The 24,545-nt window shown below is 63.6% G+C and carries 19 protein-coding genes; 12 read left to right on the forward strand and 7 right to left on the reverse strand.

Annotated features, from left to right (window positions below; translation table 11 throughout):
• Positions 1 to 121: 121 nt before the first annotated feature.
• Positions 122 to 1,282: an acyl-CoA dehydrogenase family protein gene (locus tag WYH_RS10085; protein ID WP_046903731.1), complete on the reverse strand. Its 1,161-nt coding sequence runs from the start codon at positions 1,280 to 1,282 to the stop codon at positions 122 to 124.
• Between the two features lie 221 nt (positions 1,283 to 1,503).
• Between WYH_RS10085 and WYH_RS10090 the strand changes: the two genes are divergently transcribed.
• From WYH_RS10090 to WYH_RS10100, 3 genes are read left to right on the forward strand one after another with little or no spacing between them, the layout of a single operon-like run.
• The gene (locus WYH_RS10090; RefSeq protein ID WP_235979354.1) at positions 1,504 to 2,946 is read left to right on the forward strand and encodes a sensor histidine kinase; all 1,443 of its coding nucleotides are present in this window, start codon (positions 1,504 to 1,506) and stop codon (positions 2,944 to 2,946) included.
• A gap of 10 nt (positions 2,947 to 2,956) precedes the next feature.
• A complete protein-coding gene (locus WYH_RS10095; RefSeq protein WP_046903732.1) occupies positions 2,957 to 3,730 on the forward strand; it encodes an ATP-binding cassette domain-containing protein in 774 nt (257 codons plus the stop codon).
• Positions 3,727 to 5,259 carry an ABC transporter permease/substrate-binding protein gene (locus WYH_RS10100; RefSeq protein ID WP_046903733.1) on the forward strand — a complete coding sequence of 511 codons (1,533 nt, stop codon included), beginning with the start codon at positions 3,727 to 3,729 and terminating at the stop codon, positions 5,257 to 5,259. The genes WYH_RS10095 and WYH_RS10100 overlap by 4 nt, the downstream gene beginning before the upstream one ends.
• 10 nt (positions 5,260 to 5,269) lie before the next feature.
• Here the strand turns inward: WYH_RS10100 and WYH_RS10105 are convergent, their stop codons facing one another.
• Both WYH_RS10105 and lgt read right to left on the reverse strand, forming a co-directional pair.
• Positions 5,270 to 6,325, reverse strand: coding sequence for a class I SAM-dependent methyltransferase (locus WYH_RS10105; protein WP_046905048.1), 1,056 nt, complete (start codon positions 6,323 to 6,325; stop codon positions 5,270 to 5,272).
• Positions 6,322 to 7,221, reverse strand: a complete 900-nt coding sequence (lgt, locus tag WYH_RS10110) for a prolipoprotein diacylglyceryl transferase (RefSeq protein WP_169780756.1) — start codon at positions 7,219 to 7,221, stop codon at positions 6,322 to 6,324. The genes WYH_RS10105 and lgt overlap by 4 nt, the downstream gene beginning before the upstream one ends.
• 103 nt (positions 7,222 to 7,324) lie before the next feature.
• Between lgt and WYH_RS10115 the strand changes: the two genes are divergently transcribed.
• Both WYH_RS10115 and WYH_RS10120 read left to right on the forward strand, forming a co-directional pair.
• Positions 7,325 to 10,087, forward strand: coding sequence for a [protein-PII] uridylyltransferase (locus WYH_RS10115; protein ID WP_156320122.1), 2,763 nt, complete (start codon positions 7,325 to 7,327; stop codon positions 10,085 to 10,087).
• A gap of 167 nt (positions 10,088 to 10,254) precedes the next feature.
• Entirely contained in the window at positions 10,255 to 11,301 is a 1,047-nt protein-coding gene (locus WYH_RS10120) for a rod shape-determining protein (protein ID WP_046903736.1), read from the forward strand.
• Positions 11,302 to 11,328: 27 nt separating this feature from the next.
• Here WYH_RS10120 and WYH_RS10125 read toward each other — a convergent pair whose 3' ends face one another.
• Positions 11,329 to 11,706 carry a PilZ domain-containing protein gene (locus tag WYH_RS10125; protein WP_046903737.1) on the reverse strand — a complete coding sequence of 126 codons (378 nt, stop codon included), beginning with the start codon at positions 11,704 to 11,706 and terminating at the stop codon, positions 11,329 to 11,331.
• A gap of 168 nt (positions 11,707 to 11,874) precedes the next feature.
• A complete protein-coding gene (locus WYH_RS10130) occupies positions 11,875 to 12,540 on the reverse strand; it encodes a YggS family pyridoxal phosphate-dependent enzyme (RefSeq protein WP_046903738.1) in 666 nt (221 codons plus the stop codon).
• Here WYH_RS10130 and WYH_RS10135 point away from each other — a divergent pair.
• From WYH_RS10135 to WYH_RS10145, 3 genes are all read left to right on the forward strand, one after another.
• Positions 12,524 to 13,156, forward strand: a complete 633-nt coding sequence (locus WYH_RS10135; RefSeq protein ID WP_342341744.1) for a thiamine phosphate synthase — start codon at positions 12,524 to 12,526, stop codon at positions 13,154 to 13,156. The two genes, WYH_RS10130 and WYH_RS10135, sit on opposite strands and share 17 nt — an antisense overlap.
• Before the next feature lie 67 nt (positions 13,157 to 13,223).
• Complete coding sequence (locus tag WYH_RS10140) at positions 13,224 to 15,587, forward strand: DNA translocase FtsK (protein WP_046903739.1); 2,364 nt, start codon at positions 13,224 to 13,226, stop codon at positions 15,585 to 15,587.
• Between the two features lie 155 nt (positions 15,588 to 15,742).
• The gene (locus WYH_RS10145; protein ID WP_046905050.1) at positions 15,743 to 16,357 is read left to right on the forward strand and encodes a hypothetical protein; all 615 of its coding nucleotides are present in this window, start codon (positions 15,743 to 15,745) and stop codon (positions 16,355 to 16,357) included.
• A gap of 39 nt (positions 16,358 to 16,396) precedes the next feature.
• On the opposite strand, the gene WYH_RS10150 is transcribed toward WYH_RS10145, so the two are convergent.
• Positions 16,397 to 18,796, reverse strand: a complete 2,400-nt coding sequence (locus WYH_RS10150) for a TonB-dependent receptor (RefSeq protein ID WP_046905051.1) — start codon at positions 18,794 to 18,796, stop codon at positions 16,397 to 16,399.
• Between the two features lie 191 nt (positions 18,797 to 18,987).
• On the opposite strand from WYH_RS10150, the gene WYH_RS10155 reads away from it, so the two are divergent.
• The 3 genes from WYH_RS10155 to WYH_RS10165 all read left to right on the forward strand — a co-directional run bounded on the left by WYH_RS10155 (position 18,988) and on the right by WYH_RS10165 (position 22,486).
• The gene (locus WYH_RS10155) at positions 18,988 to 19,452 is read left to right on the forward strand and encodes a MarR family winged helix-turn-helix transcriptional regulator (protein WP_169780758.1); all 465 of its coding nucleotides are present in this window, start codon (positions 18,988 to 18,990) and stop codon (positions 19,450 to 19,452) included.
• Positions 19,453 to 19,542: 90 nt separating this feature from the next.
• A complete protein-coding gene (locus WYH_RS10160) occupies positions 19,543 to 20,769 on the forward strand; it encodes an SGNH/GDSL hydrolase family protein (protein WP_053833529.1) in 1,227 nt (408 codons plus the stop codon).
• 133 nt (positions 20,770 to 20,902) lie between these two features.
• Positions 20,903 to 22,486 (forward strand): ABC-F family ATP-binding cassette domain-containing protein, encoded by a 1,584-nt coding sequence (locus WYH_RS10165; RefSeq protein WP_046903741.1) that lies wholly within the window; start codon positions 20,903 to 20,905, stop codon positions 22,484 to 22,486.
• Between the two features lie 6 nt (positions 22,487 to 22,492).
• On the opposite strand, the gene WYH_RS10170 is transcribed toward WYH_RS10165, so the two are convergent.
• Positions 22,493 to 23,128 carry a flavin reductase family protein gene (locus tag WYH_RS10170; protein ID WP_046903742.1) on the reverse strand — a complete coding sequence of 212 codons (636 nt, stop codon included), beginning with the start codon at positions 23,126 to 23,128 and terminating at the stop codon, positions 22,493 to 22,495.
• Between the two features lie 163 nt (positions 23,129 to 23,291).
• Here WYH_RS10170 and ald point away from each other — a divergent pair, with 163 nt between their 5' ends.
• The gene (gene ald, locus WYH_RS10175) at positions 23,292 to 24,407 is read left to right on the forward strand and encodes an alanine dehydrogenase (RefSeq protein ID WP_046903743.1); all 1,116 of its coding nucleotides are present in this window, start codon (positions 23,292 to 23,294) and stop codon (positions 24,405 to 24,407) included.
• The last annotated feature ends 138 nt before the right edge of the window (positions 24,408 to 24,545 follow it).

The following is a 24,545-nucleotide window of genomic DNA, read 5'->3' on the forward strand; positions in this document are numbered from 1 at the left end:
CCCTTGGGTCCGGTTTTCAAGCGCCCGGCTGCAACAGCCGATCATTGGCTGCAAGAACTATTCTGTCGCTAATTGTCGTCCCTGCGAAGCGCAAGCGGCGTCCGGGTTTCCCCGCACGGCCTCAGGCGCCGAGCAGTTCCCGGCCGATCAGCATTCGCCGGATCTCGTTAGTGCCCGCGCCGATATCCAGCAGCTTGGCATCGCGCAGATAGCGTTCCACCGGCCAGTCCGTGGTGTAGCCCGCACCGCCCAGCGCCTGCACCGCCTCCCCCGCGACGCGGAAGGCATTTTCGCTCGACAACAGGATCACGCCGGCAGCATCGAACCGGGTTGTCTGCCCCGCCGTGCAGGCGCGGGCGACGGCATAAGTATAAGCGCGCGCCGATTGCAGCGCGACATACATATCCGCCACCTTGGCCTGCATCAGCTGGAAGGATCCGATCGGCTTCCCGAACTGTTCCCGCTCGCGCAGATAGGGGATCACGCAATCCAGACATGCCTGCATGATGCCCAATTGGACCCCGGCCAGCACGGCACGTTCATAATCCAGCCCGCTCATCAGCACTTTCACGCCCTGGCCGACTTCGCCCAGCACATTGGCATCGGGGACGAAGCAATCATCGAACACCAATTCGCTGGTGGGCGATCCGCGCATTCCCATTTTCCCGATCTTCTGCGCGGGCTTGAAGCCGTCGAAACCCTTTTCAACGAGGAAAGCGGTGATGCCTTTCGACTCGGCCGATGGATCGGTCTTGGCATAGACCACCAGCACTTGCGCCTGGTGGCCATTGGTGATCCAGAATTTCGTGCCGTTCAGCTTCCACCCGCCATCGACCCGGTCAGCGCGCAGTTTCATCGATACGACATCCGAACCGGCGCCCGGCTCGCTCATCGCCAAAGCGCCGACATGCTCTCCTGAAATCAGGCCGGGCAGGTGCTTCGCCTTCTGGTCCGCGCTGCCCCAGCGGGCAATCTGGTTGATGCAGAGATTGGAATGCGCGCCATAGGACAGGCCGACCGAGGCGCTGGCGCGGCTGACTTCCTCGATCGCGATGACATGTTCGGCATAACCGAGGCCAAGCCCGCCATCCGCTTCCGCCACGGTGATGCCATGCAGGCCCAGTTCACCCATTTGCGGCCACAGATCCTGCGGGAAATATTCTTCCCGATCCACCTTTTCGGCCAGCGGTGCAATCTGCTCGTCAGCAAAACGGGCCACGCTTTCGCGGATCATTTCCGCTTCTTCGCCAAGGCCGAAATCGAATTCGGGTGTCGCTTTCATGGTTTCTTTCCTCTTCCGCCATTGCGCATAGCAAGCGCGGGCCTCACCGCAAACTGGTTACATCAGAAACAAGGTGCCATTTCCGAGGATAAAATTCACTTGGAAGTGTGCCGCGATAAGCTACGTATTCAGCAAGAAGGATCGCTTTGAGTACCCAACCTAACATGATGTGGCCCGCAGGATTGCCGCCTGCGCCTGACTTTTCAGGCGAGGAAGCGCGTATGCGCATTCTGCGTTCCTACAATCTCGACGATCTGGTGGACGATCCGGAGCTGACGGCCCTCGCCAATCTGGCAGGCAAATTATGCGCCACGCCGATCGCGCTGGTCAGCCTGGTGGATAGCGAATCGCAGCATTTCCTCGCGCGGGACGGGCTGGAATCGCGCACCACGCCCCGCAATGCATCTTTCTGCGCCCATGCCATGCAATTCGGCGAAGTGATGGAAGTGCGCGATGCAACAGCGGATGATCGCTTTGCCGGCAACGCCCTGGTCACCGGGGAGCCGCATATCCGGTTCTATGCCGGGCAGCCGCTGATTTCGCAGGAAGGTGCCCCGCTGGGCGCGCTATGCGTGATCGACACTGTTCCGCGCCCCGAAGGGCTCAACGATTTCCAGCGTGAAGGGCTGGCCGTGCTGGGGCAGGCAGTGATGCGCCGCCTGCGCGCCCGCCGCGCCCTGCTGGAAAGCCGCCGGGAGGCGAAGAAGAACGAACGGCAATTGCGCGCCCTTGCCGATTCCCTGCCCGATATCGCATGGTCGGCGAACAGCGATGGCAAGGTCGATTATTTCAACCGCCGCTGGCACGAATTTACCGGAATCGCGGCGGATCGTTCACGCGAGGAACGGCGCGATGTGATCCACCCGGACGATTTCGCGGAATCCCATGCGCTGTGGCTGGAAGCCGTGGCCAAGGGTTCCTCTTTCGAAAAGGAATATCGCCTGCGCCGCGCCGATGGCGAATGGCGCTGGATGCTGGTTCGCGCCGAACCCGTCCCCGGCGAAGATGGCAGGCCGCAGCGCTGGTTCGGCACGATGACCGACATCGACGATGCGCATAAATTGTCGGAATCGCGCGAATTGCTGGCCCGCGAATTGTCGCACCGGATCAAGAATATCTTCGCCGTCATTTCCGGGCTGATCACCTTGCTTTCGCGCAAGCGCCCCGAACATCGCGAATTCGGGGAGGAATTGTCTTCCACCATCCGCGCCCTTGGCCGCGCGCATGATTATGTACGCCCCGCCGGCGGCGATCGGCGCGACAGCCTTCATGGAATGCTGGGCGATCTGTTCGGCCCCTACAAATCGGCCGACGGGCAACGCGTGCGGGTGAAGGGGGACGATTCGCCCGTGGCCGCCCGCTCTGCCACGCCGCTGGCGCTGGTGTTCCACGAACTGGCCACCAATTCCGCCAAATATGGCGCGCTTTCCACCGATGATGGCCATGTCGACCTTTCGATTGAAAGCCAGGACGACAAATTGCTGCTGCGCTGGGAAGAAAAGGGCGGCCCGCCCCCGCAGGGCGAACCCAGCGGAGAAGGCTTCGGTTCGCGGCTTGTGGAAATGAGCGTGACCGGCCAGCTGGGCGGTTCCTGGAAACGCAGTTTCGAACCGCAGGGGCTGGTTGTGGAACTGGCACTTTCCAAGGGCGCCGTGGCCCCCTAACCTCGCCCGCATGGATGCTGGCGGCCCCTTCCTGCGCTTCGAGCAGGTGCGCAAGAGCTATGGCTCAACCCGCGCGGTGGATGGCGTGTCGCTGGATGTGGCAGCGCGCAGTTTCGTGGCGCTGGTCGGCGCATCCGGATCCGGCAAATCCACCCTTCTGAAGACGGTCAACCGCCTGACGGAGCCGGATTCCGGGCAGATCCTGCTGGAAGGATCGGATGTGGCGAGCGTCCGCCCGGCCGAATTGCGGCGGAGGATCGGCTATGTCTTTCAGGGGATCGGCCTGTTCCCGCATATGAGCGTGGCGGAAAATATCGGCATATCCCCGCGCATTCGCGGCGAACGGGCACGGCCAGCCCGGATCGCGCAATTGCTGCGACTGGTCGATCTGGAACAGAATCTGGCCACCCGCATGCCCGATGCATTGTCCGGCGGGCAAAGACAGCGTGTGGGCGTGGCCCGCGCACTCGCCGCCGATCCGCATCTCCTGCTGATGGACGAACCCTTCGGCGCGCTGGACCCGGTCACGCGCGATGCGCTGGGCAGACGGGTGCGGGATTTGCACGAAGAACTGGGCCTGACCACGATCATGGTTACGCATGACATGGCAGAGGCCCTGCTGCTGGCAGACCGGGTGCTGGTGATGGATGAAGGGCGCATCGTGGCCGATTGCACGCCCCGGCAATTGCTGACGGGGGAAGGCGGGGAGGTGGCGCAGGCACTGGTGGCCGTTCCGCGCGGCCAGGCCGAGGCGCTGGGCGCGCTTGTGACCAATCCATCGTGAACGACCTGCTGAACACGCTGCTGGGCCTGGGCCGGCCGCTGGCGGAACATGTCCTGCTGAGCGCGGCGGCGCTGGCGCTGGGCATTGTCATCGCCCTGCCGGTGGCCGTCTGGGCCAGCCGGTCCCCCCTGGTCGCGCGCATTGCGCTGGGTTTTGCCGCGCTGATCCAGACGATCCCGGCGCTGGCCCTGCTGGCACTTTTCTTCCCGGTCCTGCTGGCGATGCGCGCCGTGTTCGGGGAAGGGCTGCCGACACTGGGTTTCCTGCCGGCCCTGCTGGCACTGGCGCTGTATGCCGTGCTGCCCATCCTGCGCAATGCAGTGACGGCGCGCGTCAATATGGATGCGGGCGTAATCGAAGCGGCGGACGCTTCCGGCATGACCGGGTGGCAGAAACTGCGCCTTGTCGAAGCGCCGATCACCGCGCCCTATATCATGGCCGGGATCCGCACTGCCGCCGTCTGGGTGATCGGCGCGGCCACACTGGCCACGACTGTTGGCCAGCCGAGCCTGGGCGATCCGATCTTCGCCGGATTGCAGACGCAGAACTGGGTGCTGGTGCTGGCGGGCTGCATTGCCTCTGCCGGGCTGGCGCTGGCGGCGGACGGGCTGCTGGGCCTGATGGAACGGGGCTTCGCCAGCAGGCGGCGCGGCCTGACATGGGCGGGAATCGGCCTGGCCCTGGCCGGCGTGCTGGCCGCTGCCCTTGTCCAACAGGGCCAGTCGCGCGAAACCGTGGTGGTCGGGGCCAAGAATTTCTCCGAACAATTCATCCTCGCCCGGCTGATCGGGAACAGGCTGGAACAGGCGGGCTATGATGTCCGCTATCGCCAGGGCCTTGGTTCGGCAGTGATCCACGGCGCGCTGACCAGCGGGGCGATCGATGTCTATGTCGATTATTCCGGAACGATCTGGGCCAATGAGATGAAGCGGGAAGACACCCCCCCGCGTGAGGAAATGATCCACGAGATCGCCCGCTGGGAACAGGATAGCAGCGGCACATTGCTGCTCGGCTCCCTTGGCTTCGAAAACGCCTATGCCTTCGCCATGCGCGGCGACGATGCGCGGGAAGCGGGGATCGCCTCTCTGGATGACCTGACGCCGATCGCTTCCACCCTGACCATTGGCGGGGATGTGGAATTCTTCGAACGGCCCGAATGGCCCGCCGTGCGCGATACCTATGGCCTGCAGGGCGCCACCACTCGCAGCTTCACCGCCACATTCATGTATGACGCCCTGCAAAGCGGCGCCGTGGATGCGATTGCGGCCTTTTCTTCCGATGGGCGCATCGCGGCGGACCGGCTGACCGTGCTATATGATCCCCGGCGCGCCCTGCCCGCTTATGACGCGCTGTTGCTGATCGCGCCGGACCGCAAGGATGATGAACGCTTCGTCCGCGCGCTGCGCCCGCTGATCGGCGCCATCCCGGTGGAAGCCATGCGGGAGGCGAATTATTCGGTCGATCGGGAAGCACACAAGCGCACGCCTCAACAGGCGGCAAAACAGCTCGCGGCGAGCATATCGGACTGAAAGCGGGGGATCAGCCGGCGAGCCCGGTCCCATCCGGCCAGTCCGGCCCGGCAAGGCCCATCACCTTGAACAGCGCCCCCATCTGATCCGCATCGACCAGCCTTTCCTTCGCCCGCATCAGCGTTTCGCGCTGATCGGGCCGGTGCCGGGCCAGCGCCTCCGCCCGTTGTTCGATACCCAGGGCGCGCAGCCATGCGCCCTGTTCCGCCGTGCCGAGCCATCTGGCATCGCGCGACAGCGCCACGTCCTTCAAGATCGCGAAATCGACCAATGCCGTCAGATCCGCTTCCCCCGGTGCAGCGAAGGGATCGATTTTTTCATGCGCCTTCACCGCCTGCAGGGTGGAACCGAAGCGCGGCTGATCATAACCGTAATCGATGAACAGGGCCGCGCCGCCCTGCTGCGCCAGCCGCCCGGCCACTTCGAAAACGACGGAGGCCGCGCCGGGGCAGGTTTCGAGTATGGTGCCCGCTTCCGCGTCCCGCCGCGCTTCGGGCACGGCGGCTTCCATCGGTTGCCGTCCTGCCATGAAGGTGAAATCATCGCCATCCAGCCCGACCATGCGTTCGCGCCAGCCATGGGGCGTGCGCACCAATTGCCGCACCGGCAGGGCATCGAGAAATTCATTGGCGACCAGCAGGACCGGCCCATCCGTGGGCACGGTTGAAAGATCGGAATGCAGCCGCGCTTCGGGCACGGCGGAAAGCTGGATCGCCTTCAGCTCTGCCGATCCTTCCACGAAATGCACCTGGGGCCGCAGGCCGAACTGCGCCATCGCCCGCAGCGCATCGCGCGCCAGCGTGCCGCGGCCGGGGCCGAGTTCCACATAATGCACGGGCAGGGGCTGCTGCGCCCGCAGCCAGATATCGGCCAGCCACAGCCCCACCAATTCCCCGAACATCTGGCTGATTTCCGGGGCGGTGATGAAATCGCCCGCTTCGCCGAAGGGGTCCTTCGACGCGTAATAGCGGGCATTGGATTCGCCCATATAATGCAGCAGGCTGATCGGCCCGGTGGCCCGGATCAGCCGCCGGAATCTATCCGCCAGCGAACGGTTTTCGCTCATGCCCCGGTGGACGCCGGCCCCGCGGCAGCGCGGCCGCTGGCCAGTTCCGGCCTGCGCAATGCCCAGAAAACCAGCGCCAGCCCGCACAAGATCAGCGGAATGGTCAGCCACTGGCCCATATTCAGGCCGGTCCGCATCGCGAAATCAGCCAGTTGGGCATCCGGTTCGCGGAAGAATTCGACCGTAAAGCGCCCGGCGGAGATCACGCAGACGAAAGTGCCGACCAATATGCCCGGGCGATAACGGGCGCGGGTCATCCAGAACAGCGGCAGCATCACCGCAATCACCAGCGCGCCTTCCAGCAGCGCTTCGTAAAGCTGGCTGGGGTGGCGGGCCACATCGCCCGCACCGGGAAAGACCATTGCCCAGGGCACGTCCGGACCGGCCACGCGCCCCCACAATTCCCCATTGATGAAATTGGCCAGCCGCCCGAACAACATGCCGAAACCGACATTGACGGAAATATAATCGCACACGCGCATGAAGGATATCTGCCCGCGCCACGATACGAAGGCGATTGCCAGGGTCGTGCCGATCAGCCCGCCGTGAAAGCTCATCCCGCCATCCCACAGGCGCAGCAAGTCCCAGCTGACGGTTTCGCTGTCCGTCCAGCCGGTGAACAGTTCCGGCTGGTAGAAAGCGGCATAGCCCAGCCGCCCGCCCAGGATGATGCCCAATGTGCAGTAGAAGAACAGGTCGTCCGCATGGCGTTGCGCCATCGGGCTGCCGGGCGCCTTCACCATTCGGGACAGGTGCCAGTATCCCAGCAGGATGCCGGCCAGATAGGCCAGCGAATAGAAGCGCAGCGTGAAGAAGCCGAGTTCTATCCCCGGGCGCAACCCCAGATCGGCCCAGTAAATCGGCTGGCTCGCCGCAGCGCTCAACAGGTCTGGCATATGAATCGCGTCCCTCCGGTCTGCGCCGCATTGCCATCATTCGCCCGCAAGGCAAACCCCGTGCGCGATTGCATGACGCGGTTCAGCCTTTATGTGGGAGAGCGTGAACACACCGAGAATTTCAAACCAGCGCGCGGTAATAGACCGGCGCAAGCTTGCCGCGGCCGTGGCGGAAGCCGTTTCCGGAAAGGACGCGCAGAAGGCACGCCCGCAAGTGCTGGAACTGCTGCGGGGCGCCTTGCAAGCCGGGCGGGAAGAACTGGGCCGGCGCCTGGCCGAAAAGCCATCCGCCGGGCACGAAGCGACGCATGGCTATTGCTTCCTGATCGACCAGCTGATCCGCGTGCTGCACGATCACGTGGTCCACGATGTCTATCCCAATGCCAATCCCAGCACCGGTGAAAAGCTCGCCCTGATTGCGGTCGGCGGCTATGGCCGCGGCGAAATGGCGCCGCATTCCGATGTGGATATTGCCTTCATCACCCCGATCAAGACGCCCGCCTGGTGCGAACAGGTGATCGAGGCGCTGCTTTATTTCCTGTGGGATCTGGGCCTGCATGTGGGCCATTCCAGCCGATCGCTGGATGAAATGGTGCGCATGGCCAGGGGCGATCTGACCATTCGCACCGCCCTGCTGGAAGGCCGCTATCTCTGGGGCGATCAGGATCTCTACAAGGACGCCAGCCGCCGTTTCTGGAGCGAAGTGGTCCCCGGATCAGAAGCGCAATTCGTGGCCGAAAAGCTGGAAGAACGGAACAACCGGCACAAGCGCATGGGTGACAGCCGCTATGTCGTCGAACCCAATGTGAAGGACGGCAAGGGCGGGCTGCGCGACCTGCAGACGCTGTACTGGATCGGCAAATATAATCACCGCGTGACCAGCGCGGCCGAACTGGTCGATGTCGGCCTGTTCACGCAGAAGGAATACCGCACCTTCCGCCGGGCGGAAAATTTCCTGCTGGCCGTGCGTTGCCACCTGCATACCATCACCGGACGCGGCGAGGACCGGCTGACCTTCGACCTGCAACGGGAAGTGGCGCGGCGCATGAATTTCGCCGACCGGCCAGGCAAGAACGCGGTCGAACGCTTCATGCAGTTCTATTTCCTGCAGGCAAGGAATGTCGGCAATCTGACCGGCGTATTCCTGTCCCACCTTGAAGAGGAAATGGCGGAGCGCAAGCGCAAGCGGGGCCTGTTCTCCCGCCGCGCCAGGAACGTGACCAGGCTGAAAGGCTATGAAGTGGCAGACGGGCGGATCAGCGCGCCCGAGGATGACTGGTTCCAGAACGATCCGATACGCCTGATCGAAATCTTCACCCTGGCCGAACAGCATGGCCTGGAAATCCACCCTGAAACAATGCGCATGGCCCGGCGCGATGCCGAACTTATCAAGGGGCCCGTGCGCAGGGATCCGCGCGCCAATGCGCTGTTCCTGGACCTGCTATGCGGCCGGAAGGATCCGGAAACCGTGCTGCGCTGGCTGAACGAGGCGGGCGTGTTCGGCCGCTTCATGCCGGATTTCGGCAAGGTCAACGCGCAGATGCAGTTCGACATGTATCACCATTACACGGTGGACGAACATACGATCCGCGCGGTCGGCCTGCTGGCACAGATCGAACGCGGAGAACTGACGCAGGATCACCCGATGGCGACGCAGGTGATCCAGAAGATCGCCCATCGCCGCGTGCTCTATGTCGCCACCCTGCTGCACGATATCGCCAAGGGGCGCGGCGGCGATCATTCGGTTCTTGGCGCCGAAGTCGCGATGAAGCTGTGCCCTCGGCTGGGCCTGAACGAGGATGAGACGGAACTGGTCAGCTGGCTGGTGCGGTATCACCTGCTGATGAGCGCCACGGCCTTCAAGCGCGACCTGTCCGATCCGAAGACGATCGACGATTTCGTGGCCGAAGTGCAGACGCTGGAACGGTTGCGGCTGCTTTCATTGCTGACCATCGTGGACATAAGGGCGGTCGGCCCCGGCATCTGGAACAGCTGGAAGCGGCAATTGCTGGGCGAACTCTACGAACTGGCGGAAGAGCGGATGCGGCTGGGCAAGGCGACCCATCGCCGGGCGCAACGCGTCGCCGCGAAGAAGGAACGCGTGGCCGAACTGCTGGGCGACAAGGCTTCCATCATTACCGATCTGGAAGACCGCTTCGACGATGCATACTGGATTGCCGAACCGGAAGACATCATCGCCCGCAACCAGGTGCATTATGCCGCGGCCAAGGCAGTGGAGGACAAATTGTCCATCTACGCCGAATATTATCCGGCGCGCGGCGCAACGCTGGTGACCGTGATCGGGGATGACCATCCGGGCCTGTTCTTCCGCATTGCCGGGGCCATCCACCTGGCGGGCGGAAATATCATCGACGCCCGTATTCATACGACGCGGGTGGGCAAGGCGGTGGACAATTTCCTGGTGCAGAACCCGCTGGGCCAGCCCTTCCGCGAAGAAAGCCAGATCGAGCGGCTGCAATCGGCCATCAAGGATGCACTGGCCGGCAAGATCGAACTGGTGCCGCAGCTGGCCAAACGGCCGCTTGCCCGGCCGCGGGCCGACAATTTCCGCGTCCGGCCGCAAGTGTTCTTCGATAATGACGCATCGGAACGGTTCACCGTCATCGAAGTGAACGCCACGGACCGCCCTGCCCTGCTGAACCGGCTGGCGCGGGCCCTGTTCGAAGCGCAGCTGATCATCAATTCCGCGCATATTACCCAATATGGCGAACGCGCGGTGGACACTTTCTATGTGACCGACCTGTTCGGCCACAAGCTGCACAAGAAGGAACGGCGGCAGAAGGTGGAAGAAGCGCTGCTGGAAGCTGCCGGCAATGCGGTGGAGGATTCCGAAAAGGCCGCCTGAACGGCCAGCCACCGCCTGCCCCGGCAGGTTTGCGGAACGGGCGATCCCTCATTCGCCACCCTTTGTCGCTTGGCGGGTCGATAGTTCCGCCCGTTCACGTACCAGACAGGAAACAACCCCGATCGGCCGCAGCCGAAGAGGGCTGCGGGGTAGGACAAATCAAATCAATGTCATTCATGGGTTTTTTCCCGTTTCGGGCGGCGGATCTGGCAATCGATCTGGGCACCGCCAATACGGTGGTGTTCCTCAAGGGCCATGGCATCGTGCTGGCCGAACCGTCAGTCGTCACGCTTGAGACAATCGGCGCGATCAAGAGCGTGCGCGCCGTGGGCGACGATGCGAAACTGATGCTGGGCAAGACGCCCGACAATGTCGAAACCATCAGGCCGCTGCGCAACGGCGTGATCGCCGATCTCGAAATCGCCGAAGAGATGATCAAGCATTTCATCGCCAAGGCGAAGGCCAATGCCGGCGTGCGGTTGCGCGGCAGCCCGGAAATCGTGCTGTGCGTGCCGTCAGGTTCGACCGTGGTGGAACGGCGGGCGATCCGCGATGCCGCCAGCAATGCGGGCGCGCGCAAGGTCTGGCTGATCGACGAACCGATGGCCGCCGCGATCGGCGCGGATCTGCCCGTCACCCGTCCGGTCGGGTCCATGGTCGTGGATATTGGCGGCGGCTCCACCGAAGTGGGCGTCATGTCGGTTGGCGGGATGGCCGTCACCCTCTCCATCCGCACTGGCGGCGATCACATGGACGAAGCGATTGCCGCCTATGTCCGTCGCACGCATAATCTGGTGATCGGCGAAGCGACTGCCGAACGGATCAAGCTGGAAATCGGCACCGCCACCGTGGCGGATGGCCGGACCCCGCGCCAGACCCGTATTCGCGGGCGCGACGTGGTGCGCGGCGTGCCCACGGAAAAACAGATCGGCGAGGACGAGATTGCCGAAGCCCTGGCGGAAACGGTCGGCCAGGTCGTGGCCGCCGTGCGCAACACGCTGGAAGCTACACCACCGGAAATCGCCGCCGATATCATTGAAGGCGGCATCGTGATGACGGGTGGCGGCTGCATGTTGCACGGGCTGGACACGGTCCTGACCGAAGCAACCGGCCTGCCAGTGATGCTGGCGGAAGATCCGCTCCACTGCGTGGCCCGCGGCGCTGGCCGCGCGCTGGAAGATTTCGAATATCGCGGCGTGCTGCACCCGGTCTGACAGCCGGGCGCGGCTCCGCCCGCTGGATCAGTGACGCATTCCGATGGCACGCGGCGGGCGCGGCACCGGAAGCGGGCGCCCGAAATTATCGAATAATTGGGCTGTATCACTGTCCCATTCATCGCCCGGCCGGAAACCCAGCCGTTCCACCACGGCTGCATGCAGCGGTAGATGGAATTGCACGCCGCCCACGCCTTCGCGCAGCCAGACGATGCGGCCGCCAATATCCACCAGGCGTTCGAAATGCAGCATTACCCGGTCGCCCGGCACAAGATCCGCGTCTTCCGCTTCGATCATGCAGCCGCCCGTGGAAAGATCGGTCACGAATATTCGGCAGGGGCGCTCATCAATGCGGGCTTCCACCTCCACATCGACGACCACCCGTTTGGATGTACGTTCGTCCACCGTAAGTCTCCTCGACAATAAACCTATTGCCGACCCGTTCGGTGACCCCCCTCGAAAAAAGGATCCCTGAGCTTTTCGCTTCTGCGAGATAGTTTCACGCCAGGCAGCTTGCGAAACCCTGAAGCGAGATGCTTAACGGTGCAGTCAGTTAACAGCTGGCGAGCAGGCTCAACCGCCCCGTTTTCCGAATAATGCAGTGCCTACCCGCACATGCGTGGCGCCCAGCATGATCGCGGTTTCAAAATCGCCGCTCATGCCCATGCTGCGCCCTTCCAGACCGTTATCGGCGGCCAGCTTGTCCAGCAATGCGAAGAAGGGCGCCGGCTCGATCCCGAGGGGCGGAACGCACATCAGCCCGGCCAGCGGCAGTTCCGCTTCCCGCGCCTGTTCCAGCAGGGCTGGCAGTTCCCCGATCGGGCAGCCGCCCTTCTGATCTTCCGCACCGATATTGACCTGCACGAACAGCGGCACACGCTTGCCCGCCTTGTCCATCGCCCTGGCCAGAGCCTTCACCAGGCTCGGCCGGTCGAGCGAATGGATCGCGTCGAACAGTTCCACCGCGTCATCCGCCTTGTTGGACTGCAATTGGCCGACCAGATGCAGCTCCGCATCGGGAAAGCGTTCGCGCAATTGCGGCCATTTGCCCTGCGCTTCCTGCACCCGGTTTTCACCGAACACACGCTGCCCGGCCTCCAGCAAGGGCGTGATGGCATCGCCGTCATGCGTCTTGCTGATGGCGATCAGCGTCACATCCTCGGCCTTTCGCCCGGCAATCTTGCAGGCTTGGGCGATGCGGGATTCAATATCGGCGAGACGGGTGGCTGCGCTTTCCATGCGCGCGCCCTATAACGGAGCGATGCGACTATGCCAGACCCGTCCTGCGTTCCATCGAGCAGACCTGCCCGAACTATGGCTGATTTCGGACCGGCGAAACGATCCGGTGCTGGAAACCGCGCTGGCGAACATGCCCCGCGGATCGGCGCTGATCTATCGCCATTATCACCTGGCGCCCGATGCAAGGCTGGCTCGTTACCGGGAAGTGGCACGCATTGCCCGCGCGCGCGATCACCTGCTGATCCTGGCCGACAGCGCACGGACGGCCAGGGAATGGGGCGCGGATGGCTGCTATGGCGCACCGCCCGGCCTGCCACCCCGTTGCAGCGGGCTGCTCACCCTCGCCACGGTGCACGATCTGCACGAAATCGGGCAGGCAAACCGGATCGGCGCCGATGCGGCCTTGCTTTCGCCCGTCTTTCCGACCCGCAGCCATCCGGGCGCGGCCACGCTGGGCCCGCTGCGTTTCCGCCTGCTCGCCCGCCATGCGGCCATGCCGGTGATCGCACTGGGCGGCATGGACAGGCGCGGTGCGGAACGGCTGGGATGGTCCCGCTGGGCGGCCATAGACGGCCTTTCCCGATACGGTGCAGCTGGCGCGGGCGAAATGCTCTGACTGTCCGATTCTTGACGGCGAGTCCCCCTGCGGCGATGATGCGCATTGCGAACAAGGGGAGCACAAAATGGCATCACGCGCGATGACGAGGGGGCAGCCGGCCGACTGGCGCGCCGCCTTTCGGCGTTCGCTGGCGCGCGCGGCGCAGCTGACGGGGGCTGTGGTGCTGTTTGCCACCATGGGTTTCCTGGCGCTTGCCCTTGTGTCCTACACCCAGACCGATCCCGCCCCTTCCACCGCCGCGGGCGGGGAAGTGGCCAACTGGATGGGCCGCCCCGGCGCATGGATTGCGGACCGCGCGCTGATTTCCTTCGGCATCGTTTCGGGCCTGTTCCTGCCGCTGCTCTATGCCTTTGCCAGCAAGCTGTGGCGCGATGGTACGGACGAGGAATCCATCGACGGCCATCGCTGGTGGCGCACTGTCGCCATGCTGCTGATCGCCATGACGCTGCTGTCCACCGTGCTTTCGCTGGTCACCGATCCGCATGAATGGTCATTGCCCGCATCGGCAGGCGGCATGGCCGGCCTGCTGGGCGAAGGCCTGATCAACCTGCTCGCCGGGCTGCTGCCCGAGGCGGCGCGTTTCTGGGCGATACTGGCCACGGCGATCCTGTTCCTGCTGGGCGGGCTGACGCTGGCGGGCCGGGTATTTGCCTTCGACTGGGCGCGCCTGCTGACCCTGCCTGACTTCTTCCACCGCGTGCCGTCGCTGCCGGGCCGTGCTGCCGATCCCGACAAGCCAAAGACCGTAAGGCGCGTGCGCAACACGCCGGCTGACAGTCCGGAACCGGAAGATGATGACGATGACGATGCAGTGGCCGAAGACCGCCCGGCCCGCCGGCCGCCCGAAATCAGCGACCCGACGCGTCCGCCACGGCCCGCCAAACCGGCTGCGGCCAAGCAGAAGGATCTGTTCGCCGATTTCGAACTGCCCAGCCTGGATATACTGAACGACCCGCCGGCCGATAACGCGCCCAAGCTCGACAAGCTGGCGCTGGAACGCAATGCCCGCCTGCTGGAAAACGTGCTGGACGATTTCAACGTGAAGGGCGAAATCACCGCCGTGCGCACCGGCCCGGTGGTGACCATGTACGAGCTGGAGCCCGCACCCGGCATCAAGGCCAGCCGCGTGGTCGGCCTGGCCGAGGATATTGCCCGGAACATGAGCGCGATAAGCGCCCGCGTCTCCCCCATTCCGGGCAAGACGGTGATGGGTATCGAACTGCCGAACAAGGACCGGCAGATGGTCAGTTTCAAGGAACTGGCCGCTTGCGAGGATTTTGCCGACGCCAAGGGCAATCTGCCAATCATCCTGGGCAAGGATATTGCCGGCGAACCCGTGGTGGCCGATCTGGCCGCAATGCCGCATCTGCTGGTCGCGGGCACGACCGGGTCCGGTAAATCCGTCGGCCTCAACGTCATATTGCTGTCACTGCTTTATCGGTTCAGCCCGGCCGAATGCCGCCTGATCCTGATCGATCCCAAGGTGCTGGAGCTGAAGAGCTACGACCATATCCCGCATCTGCTCTCCCCCGTGGTCACGGAACCGCACAAATCGGTGCGCGCGCTGAAATGGGCGGTGGAAGAGATGGAGAAGCGCTATCGCATGATGTCGGACATCGGCGCGCGCAATATCAACGGCTTCAACGAACGCGTCCGCACTGCCGCTGCCAAGGGCAAGCCGCTGGGCCGAAGGGTGCAGACTGGCTTCGACCCCGAAACGGGCGAGGAACTGATCGAGGAAGAACAGCTCGATTACGAAGTCCTGCCGCTGATCGTGCTGATCGTGGACGAACTGGCCGATCTGATGGTCACGGTCGGCAAGGAAATCGAAGTGCTGATCCAGCGGCTGGCGCAGAAAAGCCGTGCCGCCGGCATCCACCTGATCATGGCGACGCAGCGCCCCTCGGTCGATGTCATCACCGGCGTCATCAAGGCGAACCTGCCCACCCGCATCAGCTTCCACGTCACCAGCCGCATCGACAGCCGCACCATCCTGGGCGAAACCGGCGCGGAACAGCTGCTGGGCAAGGGCGACATGCTCTACAAGCCGAGCAGCGGCGCGCTGCGCCGTGTCCACGGCCCCTTCGTCAGTGACGAGGAAGTGGAATCCGTGGCCGATCACTGGCGCGCCCAGGGCGAACCGGCCTATGTCGATTCCGTCACTGAAGAGCCGGAAGATGGCGGCTTCAATTTCGAGGACGAATTCACCGCCTCCGACAATCCGGAAGAGCGCAAATACCGGCAGGCTTGCCAGATCGTGTTCGAAAACCAGAAGGCAAGCGGAAGCTGGCTGCAACGGCAAATGGGCATCGGCTACAACACCGCCGCCAAGCTGATCGAACGGATGGAGGAAGACGGCCTGGTCGGCCCCGCCAACCATGTCGGCCGCCGCGAAATCTTCCGCGACCGGGACGGCAACCCGATCTAGCGGCGGGCCGCCAGCCTCTTCCGGTACAAGTGTTCCAGCCCCACCCCTCTCGCCCTTCAATTCGCGGGAGTCCCGGTCCGGCTGCGTTGCTCTCCTAGCCCGCGCTTCGCGCATTGTGCCATGCTGGGCGCAACAAACACCGGGAGATGGATGAAATGGCCAGCAAATATGAAAGTGAAGTCTATCACTGCATGGATCCCGCGCTCGACCTGTATGAGCGGCTGAGCGATCCGCTGCACAAGGCGATCCTGCTGAATTACTGCCGCCATGTGCATCTGGAAGGCGCGGCCATGTTCGAGGAGATCACCGCGCCGGACATGATGGCGGACGATCCCGTCTATCACGTCAGCTGGGGTGAAAACCCGGTGGTGGTGAAGGGCCGCCAGGGCGTGTTCGATTTCTACTCCGCCATTGGCGACATCGTGCTGTGGAACACGGGCGACCAGATCGCCGTGGCCGATTGGGGCATTGCCGATGAAATGTGGTTCCACCAGATGTCGACCGGCGCGGAACTGAAGAAGATCGGCCAGAAGGTGGAAAAGGATGACGGGCTCTATCTCGTTTCCAGCCGGCAGGCCTTCATCTGGCCCTATGACGAAAACGCCCTGCTGAAGGGCGAGCATCTGTATGAGGACAAGTCCACGCTGGAGATCGTGGAGATCGACCCGGCCGACGCGATGACGCCGCAGCGCGTGCGCGAGATCCACAAGGAATGCCTTGCCGATCTGGAGGAACGCTTCGGCCCGGAATACTGGGTTTTCAAGGGGTGAGCGGAAGGGGGCCGGCGCACCGGCCCCCTTCGCCCTGTGTCAGAAGTCCGCCGAGAACTGGAGATACCAGTTTTGCGGACGGGCATAGATCTTTTCCGCATAGCCCAGCGTGCCGAGCGATGCGTTGCCCTGGATCAGATATTCCTTGTCGAACAAATTGATCACGCCGGCCTGCAGCCGATAGCGATCCTGCGCGGCAAGTTCGATCGAGGCATTGGCCACGAAATAGCCATCCTGTTCGATCTCGGGCACGCTGCCGGTGATGAAGACAAGCTTGGACGTATAGCTGCCGTCGAAACGCGGAGTCAGCGTGTAATCATCGCCAATCTCGAATTCATATCCGATCGCGAAATTGCCCTGGAAGGACGGCGTCAGCGGCAGATCGTCACCCGGCTGCACCGTTGCCGTGGCGCCGGGCACTTCGGTGATGGATTTGATCTTGTCGTCGAGGATGCTCATCCCCGCATCCAGCCGCAGCCCGGTGCCGAAGGGGTGGTAGGCCGCTTCAGCCTCGAAGCCGCGAATCCGCGCCTTGCCGGCATTGAACAGCAGCGGCACCACGCCCTGGCGGAAGACCAGCTGGATATCGCTGTATTCCGCGTTGAACGCCGCCATGTTCAGCCGGAAATCGCCGACTTCGATCTTGGCGCCGATTTCATAGCTGTCCACCTTCTCTTCATCGAAGGGCACGGGGACATTGCCCGGAGGCGGCGCGTTATAGCGCGTATTGAAGCCGCCGGACTTGAAGCTGCGTGCATAGGAAATGTAACCGTTGAGCCAGTGGGCGAATTCGTAATTCGCGCTGGCCGATCCGGTAAGGGCGCTGAACGTATCCCGGTTGGGCGTGTTATAGATGAACAGCGGCCCGCCATCGGGAATGGCTTCGGTCGGCAGCGGATCCGGATCGGGCTGATCCGCCGGGAACAGGTTGAACACCGTGCCCTGATAGGTCTTGCGGTCTTCCGTGTAACGCAGGCCGCCGCTCAGATCGAAACCCGGCGCGACTTCGTAGGAAACTTCGCCGAAAGCGGCGAGCGAGCGCGTTTCGAGATCGGAGAATTGCAGGTCGCGCGATCCCGGCCCACCGGCAAGGATCGATGCGATCACCGGCGGAGACGGCGGGAAGGACAGGGGGACGGTTGCCCGTTCACTGGTGTCCTCGTCAAAATAATAGACGCCCGCGATACCGCTGAGCGGACCGGCATCATATTGCAGCTGCAATTCCTGGCTGAACTGTTCCGACTGGCTGCCCACATCGGTAGTAATGAGCAGGAACGGCGTATTGTCCGCATCGCGAATGCCGCGCGAATCCGTGGAACGATATGCGGTGATGCTCTTCAGCGTGACGCTGTTCGAAACATCCAGCGTGGCCGTGGCCGACATGCCCCAGACTTCCGAAGTGCTCATCACATCGGCGGTGCCGCCATTCACATACGGGCCCTTGGCCTGGAAATCGTTGGCGCAGCGCGGATCGTCGATATTCGGGACGAAGGGCGCCCCGGGCGCCGGCGTGCCGGGGAAGGGCATGGTCGCGCCCGGACAACCCGCCGCGACACTGACGATGGCGGGGACCGGCGCCGTTTCATTGATGCCGGCAAAGACGAAGGGAGCGCCGTTTTCGTCACGCTTGGTATAATCGCCGCGCAGCGAGAGTTCGAAGCTGGAACTCGGTTCCCAGCGCAGCGCGCCGTTGAAGGTGTGGCTGTTGTCATTGCCCAGATCCAGCCCGTCAAAAGAGCGGATCACATAGCCATCGCGGTTGCGGAACCCGCCGGAAACGCGCGCGGCCACCGTATCGCCAATCGGGATGTTGAGCGCGGCGAAACCTTCATACAGATCATCTTCGCCCACGCGGAACCGGCCCGTGCCGGAAAATTCACCGAATTCCGGCTCCTTCGTGCGGACCAGTATGGCGCCGCCGATCGTGTTGCGGCCGAACAGCGTCCCCTGCGGGCCGCGCAGCACTTCCACGCTGGCAATATCGCCAAAATCGATCGTACCGCCAACCGCGCGCCCGACATAAACCTCGTCGATATAGATGCCGACGCCCGGATCCACTGCGGCCGTGGGATCGAGCTGGCCGATACCGCGAATGAACACGACGGAGGACGCGCTGTTGCCGGAAAGCTGGCCGGCAGGCTTGAACTGCAGGCTGGGGGTGATCTTTTCCAGATCCTGCGTCTGCTGGATCTGCCGGTCCTGCAGTGTTTCCGCACTGAAGGCGGAAATCGCGATCGGCGTTTCCTGCAGCGATTCCTCGCGCCGGCGCGCCGTCACCACGATTGCTTCACCCTGCACGGCAGGTTCCGCGGCAGGCGGAGCATCCGAATTGTCCTGAGCATATGCGGGCGTCACGCAAAACGCGCCCATGGCAAGCGAACCTGCCAATGCGCATTCGCCGAACAGCCGCGCCTTCCGGCGCCTTCCCGGATTAACCATCAAACTTTCTCCCATCTGCGACCGTGGCCGTTTCATGCTTTCCACCGGCAGCCATGGCAGCCAGCGCTTGAAGTTTTGTTAATGGCCATAACAGATACAATCAATAACGATTCAGTTGCCAACCATGCTGCAATGGGCAATGTTTGATCATGGACCAAAATGTGAAACCTAATTGCAACACACAGATAACCGTGGAGTCCGTGCGCCCCCGGGTTCCCGGATTGGGCGATGCGCCACTGGATTACGGGATGCTGGCAGAACTCACCGGCTTTCCGCTGAAGCTGGTGTGGATCATCGGCTACACCCTGCTGACACGGCACATTGACGATCCGGCAGTAACGCCGCAGCGTTTTTCCATGCTGGAACTGATTGGCACCAATCCGGGCCTCCCGCAGACCCAGCTCGGCGCCGCGCTCGGCCTGTCACGCCCGGCCACAACCCTGGCGATCGATTTCTGGCAGGCGCGCGGCTGCGTGGAACGGCGCACCGAACCGAATGACCGCCGTTCCTTCGGGATCCACCTGACAGAAAAGGGAGCGGATGAGCTGGAACGGCTGCGCGGGCTGGTTGCCATTTCCGATGCAGTTCTCACCCAAAATCTTTCGGGCGAAGAGGTCGGGGAATTGCGGCGCCTGCTGGCCAAGATCCACGGCTAGCGGCCGCCGGGCGCGCTGGACCGCCGCCGGACATGCAGCTATCTTGCCGCCAGACGCCGCCAACGGCGCAGGGAGGGAGGCTGATCAGCCATGTTTACACGTATTTCGGCAATTGCGGCTGTTGCCCTGGCCGGTTTCGCCGCGCCGGTTCAGGCGGAATGGGTCGCCAGCTGGGCTGCATCTCCGCATGCCCCGCTCGGCACCGAAGGGCCTTTCGCGGCGGCCAGCTATGACAATGTAACGATCAGCCAGATCCTGCGGATCAGCGAAGGCGGGGAAAAGCTCCGCCTGCGCTTTTCCAATCGCTATGGCCCTGCCCCGCTGACCATCGGCGCGGCGCGTGTCGTCCAGATTGACGATGCCGGAAATGAAGTGCCCGGCACCAGCCGCCAGCTGACTTTTGGCGGGCAGGATGGCGCAGTGATCCCGCGCGGCGCCCCCTTCACCAGCGATGCCGTGAAACTCGACCTGCCCGATCTCGCCCGGCTGAAAGTGGAAATCTACCTGCCGGAAGAAACGGGGCCCTGCACCTGCCATCTGACTGGCATGGATGAACTCGCCATTTCGCCGCCGGGCAACCATGTCGGCAAAAGCTGGGAGCCGGTTTCGACCGCCCAGTTCCGCGCCTTCCTGACCACGGTGGAAGTGGATTCCCCCGATGCGAACGGGACAATCGTGGCGTTCGGGGATTCGATCACCGATGGCGTCGGCTCCACACCGGGCGCCAACCGCCGCTGGCCGGATATTCTGGCAAATCGCTTGCAGGATGCGGGCATGGAATGGGCCGTCGCCAATGCGGCGATCAGCGGCAATCGCGTGCTCAGCCCCGGCATGGGCGAAGCGGCGCTGGCCCGGTTTGACGAGGATGTTCTGAGCCTGCCCAATGTCGAATATCTGATCATCTTCGAAGGGGTGAACGATATCGGCAACCGTTACGGCCCGCAGCGGGGCGGAATTGGCGGCGTGCAGCTGGACCAGCCCGAAATCGATGCTGCACAGATGATTGCCGGCTACAAACAACTTGTCGCCCGCGCCCGTCAGCATGGCATCAAGGTGATCGGATCGCCCATCGGACCCTACAAGGGCGCCAGCTACTGGTCCGAAGAAGGCGAGGCCGCGCGGCAGGAAATCAATGACTGGATCGTCAATTCCGGCGTGTTCGACGCGGTGATCAGGCTGGACACCGCCTTTGCCGATCCGGCCGATCCGCAGAAAATGCGCGATGGCTATCACATGGGCGATTACCTGCATGGCAGCGATGCCGGGCTGAAGGCTGTCGGGGAATCGATACCCCTCTCCCTGTTCGAGGATGATTGATTCCGAAGAAGCCCGGCATTGCATTCCGCGCGCGGGGCTTTAGGCAGGCGGCAACCGGAAAAGGAGAACAAGACCGTGGACCACAGGACGAACATCATCATCCGCCCTGCCCATTCCAGTTTCACGGTCTGCCATGTCTTCGCTTCTCACATTCGATTCCCTCTCTGCCGCACAGCCTGACGGCGATCTCCTCTTTTCAGGGTTGAGCCTGTCGCTCTCGCGGGAGCGGGTGGGGCTTGTCGGCCGCAATGGCTGCGGCAAATCCACCTTGCTTCGGATTGCTGCGGGGGCGGCGCATCCGGCGTCCGGCAGTGTCCGGCGGGATGGAAGCATGGGAATGCTTCACCAGCATTTTGCCGAGGAACAGAGCGCGGCCGAAGCCATGGGCGTGAGCGAAGGCCTGGCGATAATCGCGCGCGTGCTGGCCGGTGAAGGTAGCGAAGCTGATTTTGCTGCGGCCGACTGGACGCTGGAGGCGCGGATCGAAGAAACGCTGGGCAGGCTCGGCCTGCACGGCGATGGCCTGCTTGAACGGCGCATTGCCGGATTCAGTGGCGGAGAACGGATGCGGATCGGCCTTGCCCGGCTGGTGATCGAAGCGCCCGACCTGCTGTTGCTGGATGAACCGACCAACAATCTGGACGCAGCCGGGCGCGAGGCGGTTGCCGGCATTATCCGGGACTGGCCGGGCGGCGTCCTGCTGGCCAGCCATGATCGCAACCTGCTGGAAGAGATGGACCGGATCGTGGAACTGTCGCCCATCGGCATTCGCGTGACAGGCGGTGGGTGGTCGGAATTCGTGGCGATCCGCGATGCCGAACGCGAACGGGCAGCGCAGGAACTGGAGCGTTCGCAGGCCGGGCTGCGCGGGGCGAAACGCGAAGTTCAGCAGAAACGAGAAGCGAAGGACCGGCGCGACAAGGCGGGGCGGGCCTTTGCCGCCAGCGGTTCCGCGCCGCGCATCCTGCTGGGGGCCATGGCCGAACGGGCGGAGAACAGCAGCGGCCAGGCCAGCCGCGAGGCGGCACGGACACTTGGCGATGCACAGGCGCGGCTGGATGCGGCGCGTGAGCAGGTGGAGATCACCGCCCCGCTCACCATGGATATCCCGCCCGTCGGCCTGCCGGGCAATGCCGAATTGCTGGCGATGGACGGCGCCACGCTGGATCGCGGCGGGCGCATTCTCGGGCCATGGGACCTGACCATTCGCGGGCCGGAACGGGTCGCCATTGCCGGGCCGAACGGTTCGGGGAAGACCAGCCTGCTGCGCATGGCCAATGGTGAATTGCAGCCATCGGCCGGCACGGTGCGCCGGGCCGAAGGCCGCGTGGCCATGCTGGACCAGCATGTCGGGCTGCTGGATCCCAATGCCAGCATTCTCGACAATTTCCGGCGTATCAATCCCGGCCTCGATGCCGAGGCTGCCCACGCCGCCTGCGCCCGGTTTGCCTTCCGCAATCGCGACGCGCTGCAATTGGCAGGCACCCTGTCCGGCGGAGAAATGCTACGTGCCGGCCTGGCCTGCACGCTGGGCGGCGAACATGCGCCGTGGCTGCTGATCCTGGACGAACCGACCAACCATCTCGACATCGAAGCGATAGAGGCGTTGGAAACCGCCCTGTCCGATTATGACGGCGCCCTTCTGGTCGTCAGCCATGACCAGGCCTTTCTCAAGGCGATCGCAGTATCGCGGGAGCTGGAACTCGGCAGCGGTTAACGCTCCCTATTCCTCCAGCGGCCAGCGCAGGCGATCTATCTGCAAATGGCCGGAATTCCGCACATACCCGCCTGCGCCAAAGGTCCGGCCGATAAGCTTGAGGGCGGGATTGTCGATGCGCAATTTGCCGTCTTCCCGGCCCACCACGCTGTCGATGATATGCGTCACCAGCACTTCGCCGATCACGATGGCCGAATGGGGGCCTGTCTCCACCAGCTTCCACAATCGGCATTCGAACTGCACAGGTGCATCCGCGATCAGGGGGGCGGCAATGCGCGCGGCGGGACGGCATTCGAGGCCGGCCAGTTTCAGTTCGTCCACGCCGGGCGGCGCGGCGCAGGCAGTCAGGTTCATTGCTTCGGCATGCGCTTCATCCACCAGCGCCACGGCGAATTCGCCCGTTTCGCGGATAGCGCGTAGCGAATCCTTGTCCGTGCCGCCTTCGCGCTGATTATCCGCCGCCATGCCAATTGCCAGCAAGGGCGGCGTGCCGCCCATCGCGTTGAAGAAGCTGTAAGGCGCTGCATTGTTCTGCCCCTGCGCATCCCGCGTCACCACCCAGGCGATGGGGCGCGGGGTAATGGTATTGACCAGCAGCTTGTACCGTTCAGCCGGGTCAAGTTCCTCCATCACGAATTGCATGAATGCGTGTACCTTCCTGATGCGCCGGATGCCGGGAACGGCGGGGCGTCTCTTGCGCTGTGCATGTGGGTGTTCCCCGGCCCGAACCCAAGCCCGGCGCAAGCGTTGCGCAAAAGCAGTTTCACTTGTAACGACCTGCGAAAGCGAGAGAGGAGATTATTGAATGCTGATCGGCTGCCCGCGCGAGATCAAGAACCGCGAATATCGCGTGGGACTGACGCCCGAAAGCACCAAGGAACTGACGCGCAACGGCCATCAGGTCTGGATAGAAACGGGCGCGGGGGCCGGCATCGGCGCGGAAGACCGGGAATATATCGAAGCCGGCGCCCAGATTGTCGATCGGCCGGAGGCGATCTTCGCCGAATGCGAAATGGTCGTGAAGGTGAAGGAACCCCAGCCCGAAGAACGCGCGCGATTGCGCGAAGGGCAGATCCTCTACACTTATCTCCACCTCGCCCCCGATGCGGCGCAGACGGCAGATCTGGTGAAATCGGGCGTGACCGCCATCGCATATGAAACGGTTACCGGCGCAGGCGGCGGCCTGCCCCTGCTCAAGCCGATGAGCCAGGTTGCCGGGCGCATGAGCATCCAGGCCGGGGCCACCGCCCTGGAAAAGGTCCATGGCGGGCGCGGGGTTCTGCTGGGCGGCGTACCCGGCGTGATGCCCGCCAAGGTGATCGTGATCGGTGGCGGCGTGGTCGGCTTCAACGCCGCGCAGATGGCCGCCGGGCTAGGCGCGGATGTGACGATAATGGATCGCAACCCCGAAGTTCTGGAACGTGTCGGCACCCATTTCGAAAGCCGGGCCAAGACGCGTTTTTCCAATCAGGCCAATCTGGAAGAAGCGGTCAGCGAAGCGGATCTGGTGATCGGCGCAGTGCTGATCCCCGGCGCATCCGCGCCCAAGGTCGTGACACGCGCCATGCTGGACATGATGAAGCCCGGCGCCGTGCTGGTCGATGTGGCGATCGACCAGGGTGGCTGTTTCGAAACCAGCCGCGCCACCACCCATGACGATCCGACCTATGTGCTGGAACATATCGTCCATTATTGCGTGGCCAACATGCCCGGCGCCGTCGCGCGAACCAGCACTTATGCGCTCAATAATGTCACCCTGCCGCACGCCTTGCGGATCGCCGATCTGGGATGGCGTGAAGCGATGCGGCGCGATGCCCATCTGGCCGCCGGGCTGAATGTCCATGCGGGCCACGTCACCTATCCGGCGGTGGCTTCGGAACTGGGCTATGACCTGTTGCCGCTGGAAGATGCGCTGGCCTGACCGAAACAGGGTAAAAATGGCCAAATCCTAGCCATTGGTTGACTCCTTGGAAGGTAGTCGCCGCGTAGGCGAAACTGATGGAATTCCACTCGCTCAGGGCGTTTGTCCTGGCACTGTGTGTCTAGCTGCTGCCGCTGT

Source organism: Croceibacterium atlanticum (assembly GCF_001008165.2).
Lineage (GTDB): Bacteria > Pseudomonadota > Alphaproteobacteria > Sphingomonadales > Sphingomonadaceae > Croceibacterium_C > Croceibacterium_C atlanticum.

Excerpts from the sequence above, each read along its gene's own strand:
- WYH_RS10095 (WP_046903732.1), top strand. The coding sequence starts at position 2,957 with ATGGATGCTGGCGGCCCCTTCCTGCGCTTCGAGCAGGTGCGCAAGAGC.
- WYH_RS10170 (WP_046903742.1), bottom strand. The coding sequence starts at position 23,128 with ATGCAATTCGTGATGGAGGAACTTGACCCGGCTGAACGGTACAAGCTG.
- WYH_RS10165 (WP_046903741.1), top strand. The coding sequence starts at position 20,903 with ATGTCTTCGCTTCTCACATTCGATTCCCTCTCTGCCGCACAGCCTGAC.
- WYH_RS10160 (WP_053833529.1), top strand. The coding sequence starts at position 19,543 with ATGTTTACACGTATTTCGGCAATTGCGGCTGTTGCCCTGGCCGGTTTC.
- WYH_RS10085 (WP_046903731.1), bottom strand. The coding sequence starts at position 1,282 with ATGAAAGCGACACCCGAATTCGATTTCGGCCTTGGCGAAGAAGCGGAA.
- WYH_RS10090 (WP_235979354.1), top strand. The coding sequence starts at position 1,504 with ATGCGCATTCTGCGTTCCTACAATCTCGACGATCTGGTGGACGATCCG.
- WYH_RS10105 (WP_046905048.1), bottom strand. The coding sequence starts at position 6,325 with ATGAGCGAAAACCGTTCGCTGGCGGATAGATTCCGGCGGCTGATCCGG.
- WYH_RS10120 (WP_046903736.1), top strand. The coding sequence starts at position 10,255 with ATGTCATTCATGGGTTTTTTCCCGTTTCGGGCGGCGGATCTGGCAATC.
- WYH_RS10150 (WP_046905051.1), bottom strand. The coding sequence starts at position 18,796 with ATGGTTAATCCGGGAAGGCGCCGGAAGGCGCGGCTGTTCGGCGAATGC.
- WYH_RS10145 (WP_046905050.1), top strand. The coding sequence starts at position 15,743 with ATGGCCAGCAAATATGAAAGTGAAGTCTATCACTGCATGGATCCCGCG.
- lgt (WP_169780756.1), bottom strand. The coding sequence starts at position 7,221 with ATGCCAGACCTGTTGAGCGCTGCGGCGAGCCAGCCGATTTACTGGGCC.
- WYH_RS10130 (WP_046903738.1), bottom strand. The coding sequence starts at position 12,540 with ATGGAAAGCGCAGCCACCCGTCTCGCCGATATTGAATCCCGCATCGCC.
- ald (WP_046903743.1), top strand. The coding sequence starts at position 23,292 with ATGCTGATCGGCTGCCCGCGCGAGATCAAGAACCGCGAATATCGCGTG.
- WYH_RS10140 (WP_046903739.1), top strand. The coding sequence starts at position 13,224 with ATGGCATCACGCGCGATGACGAGGGGGCAGCCGGCCGACTGGCGCGCC.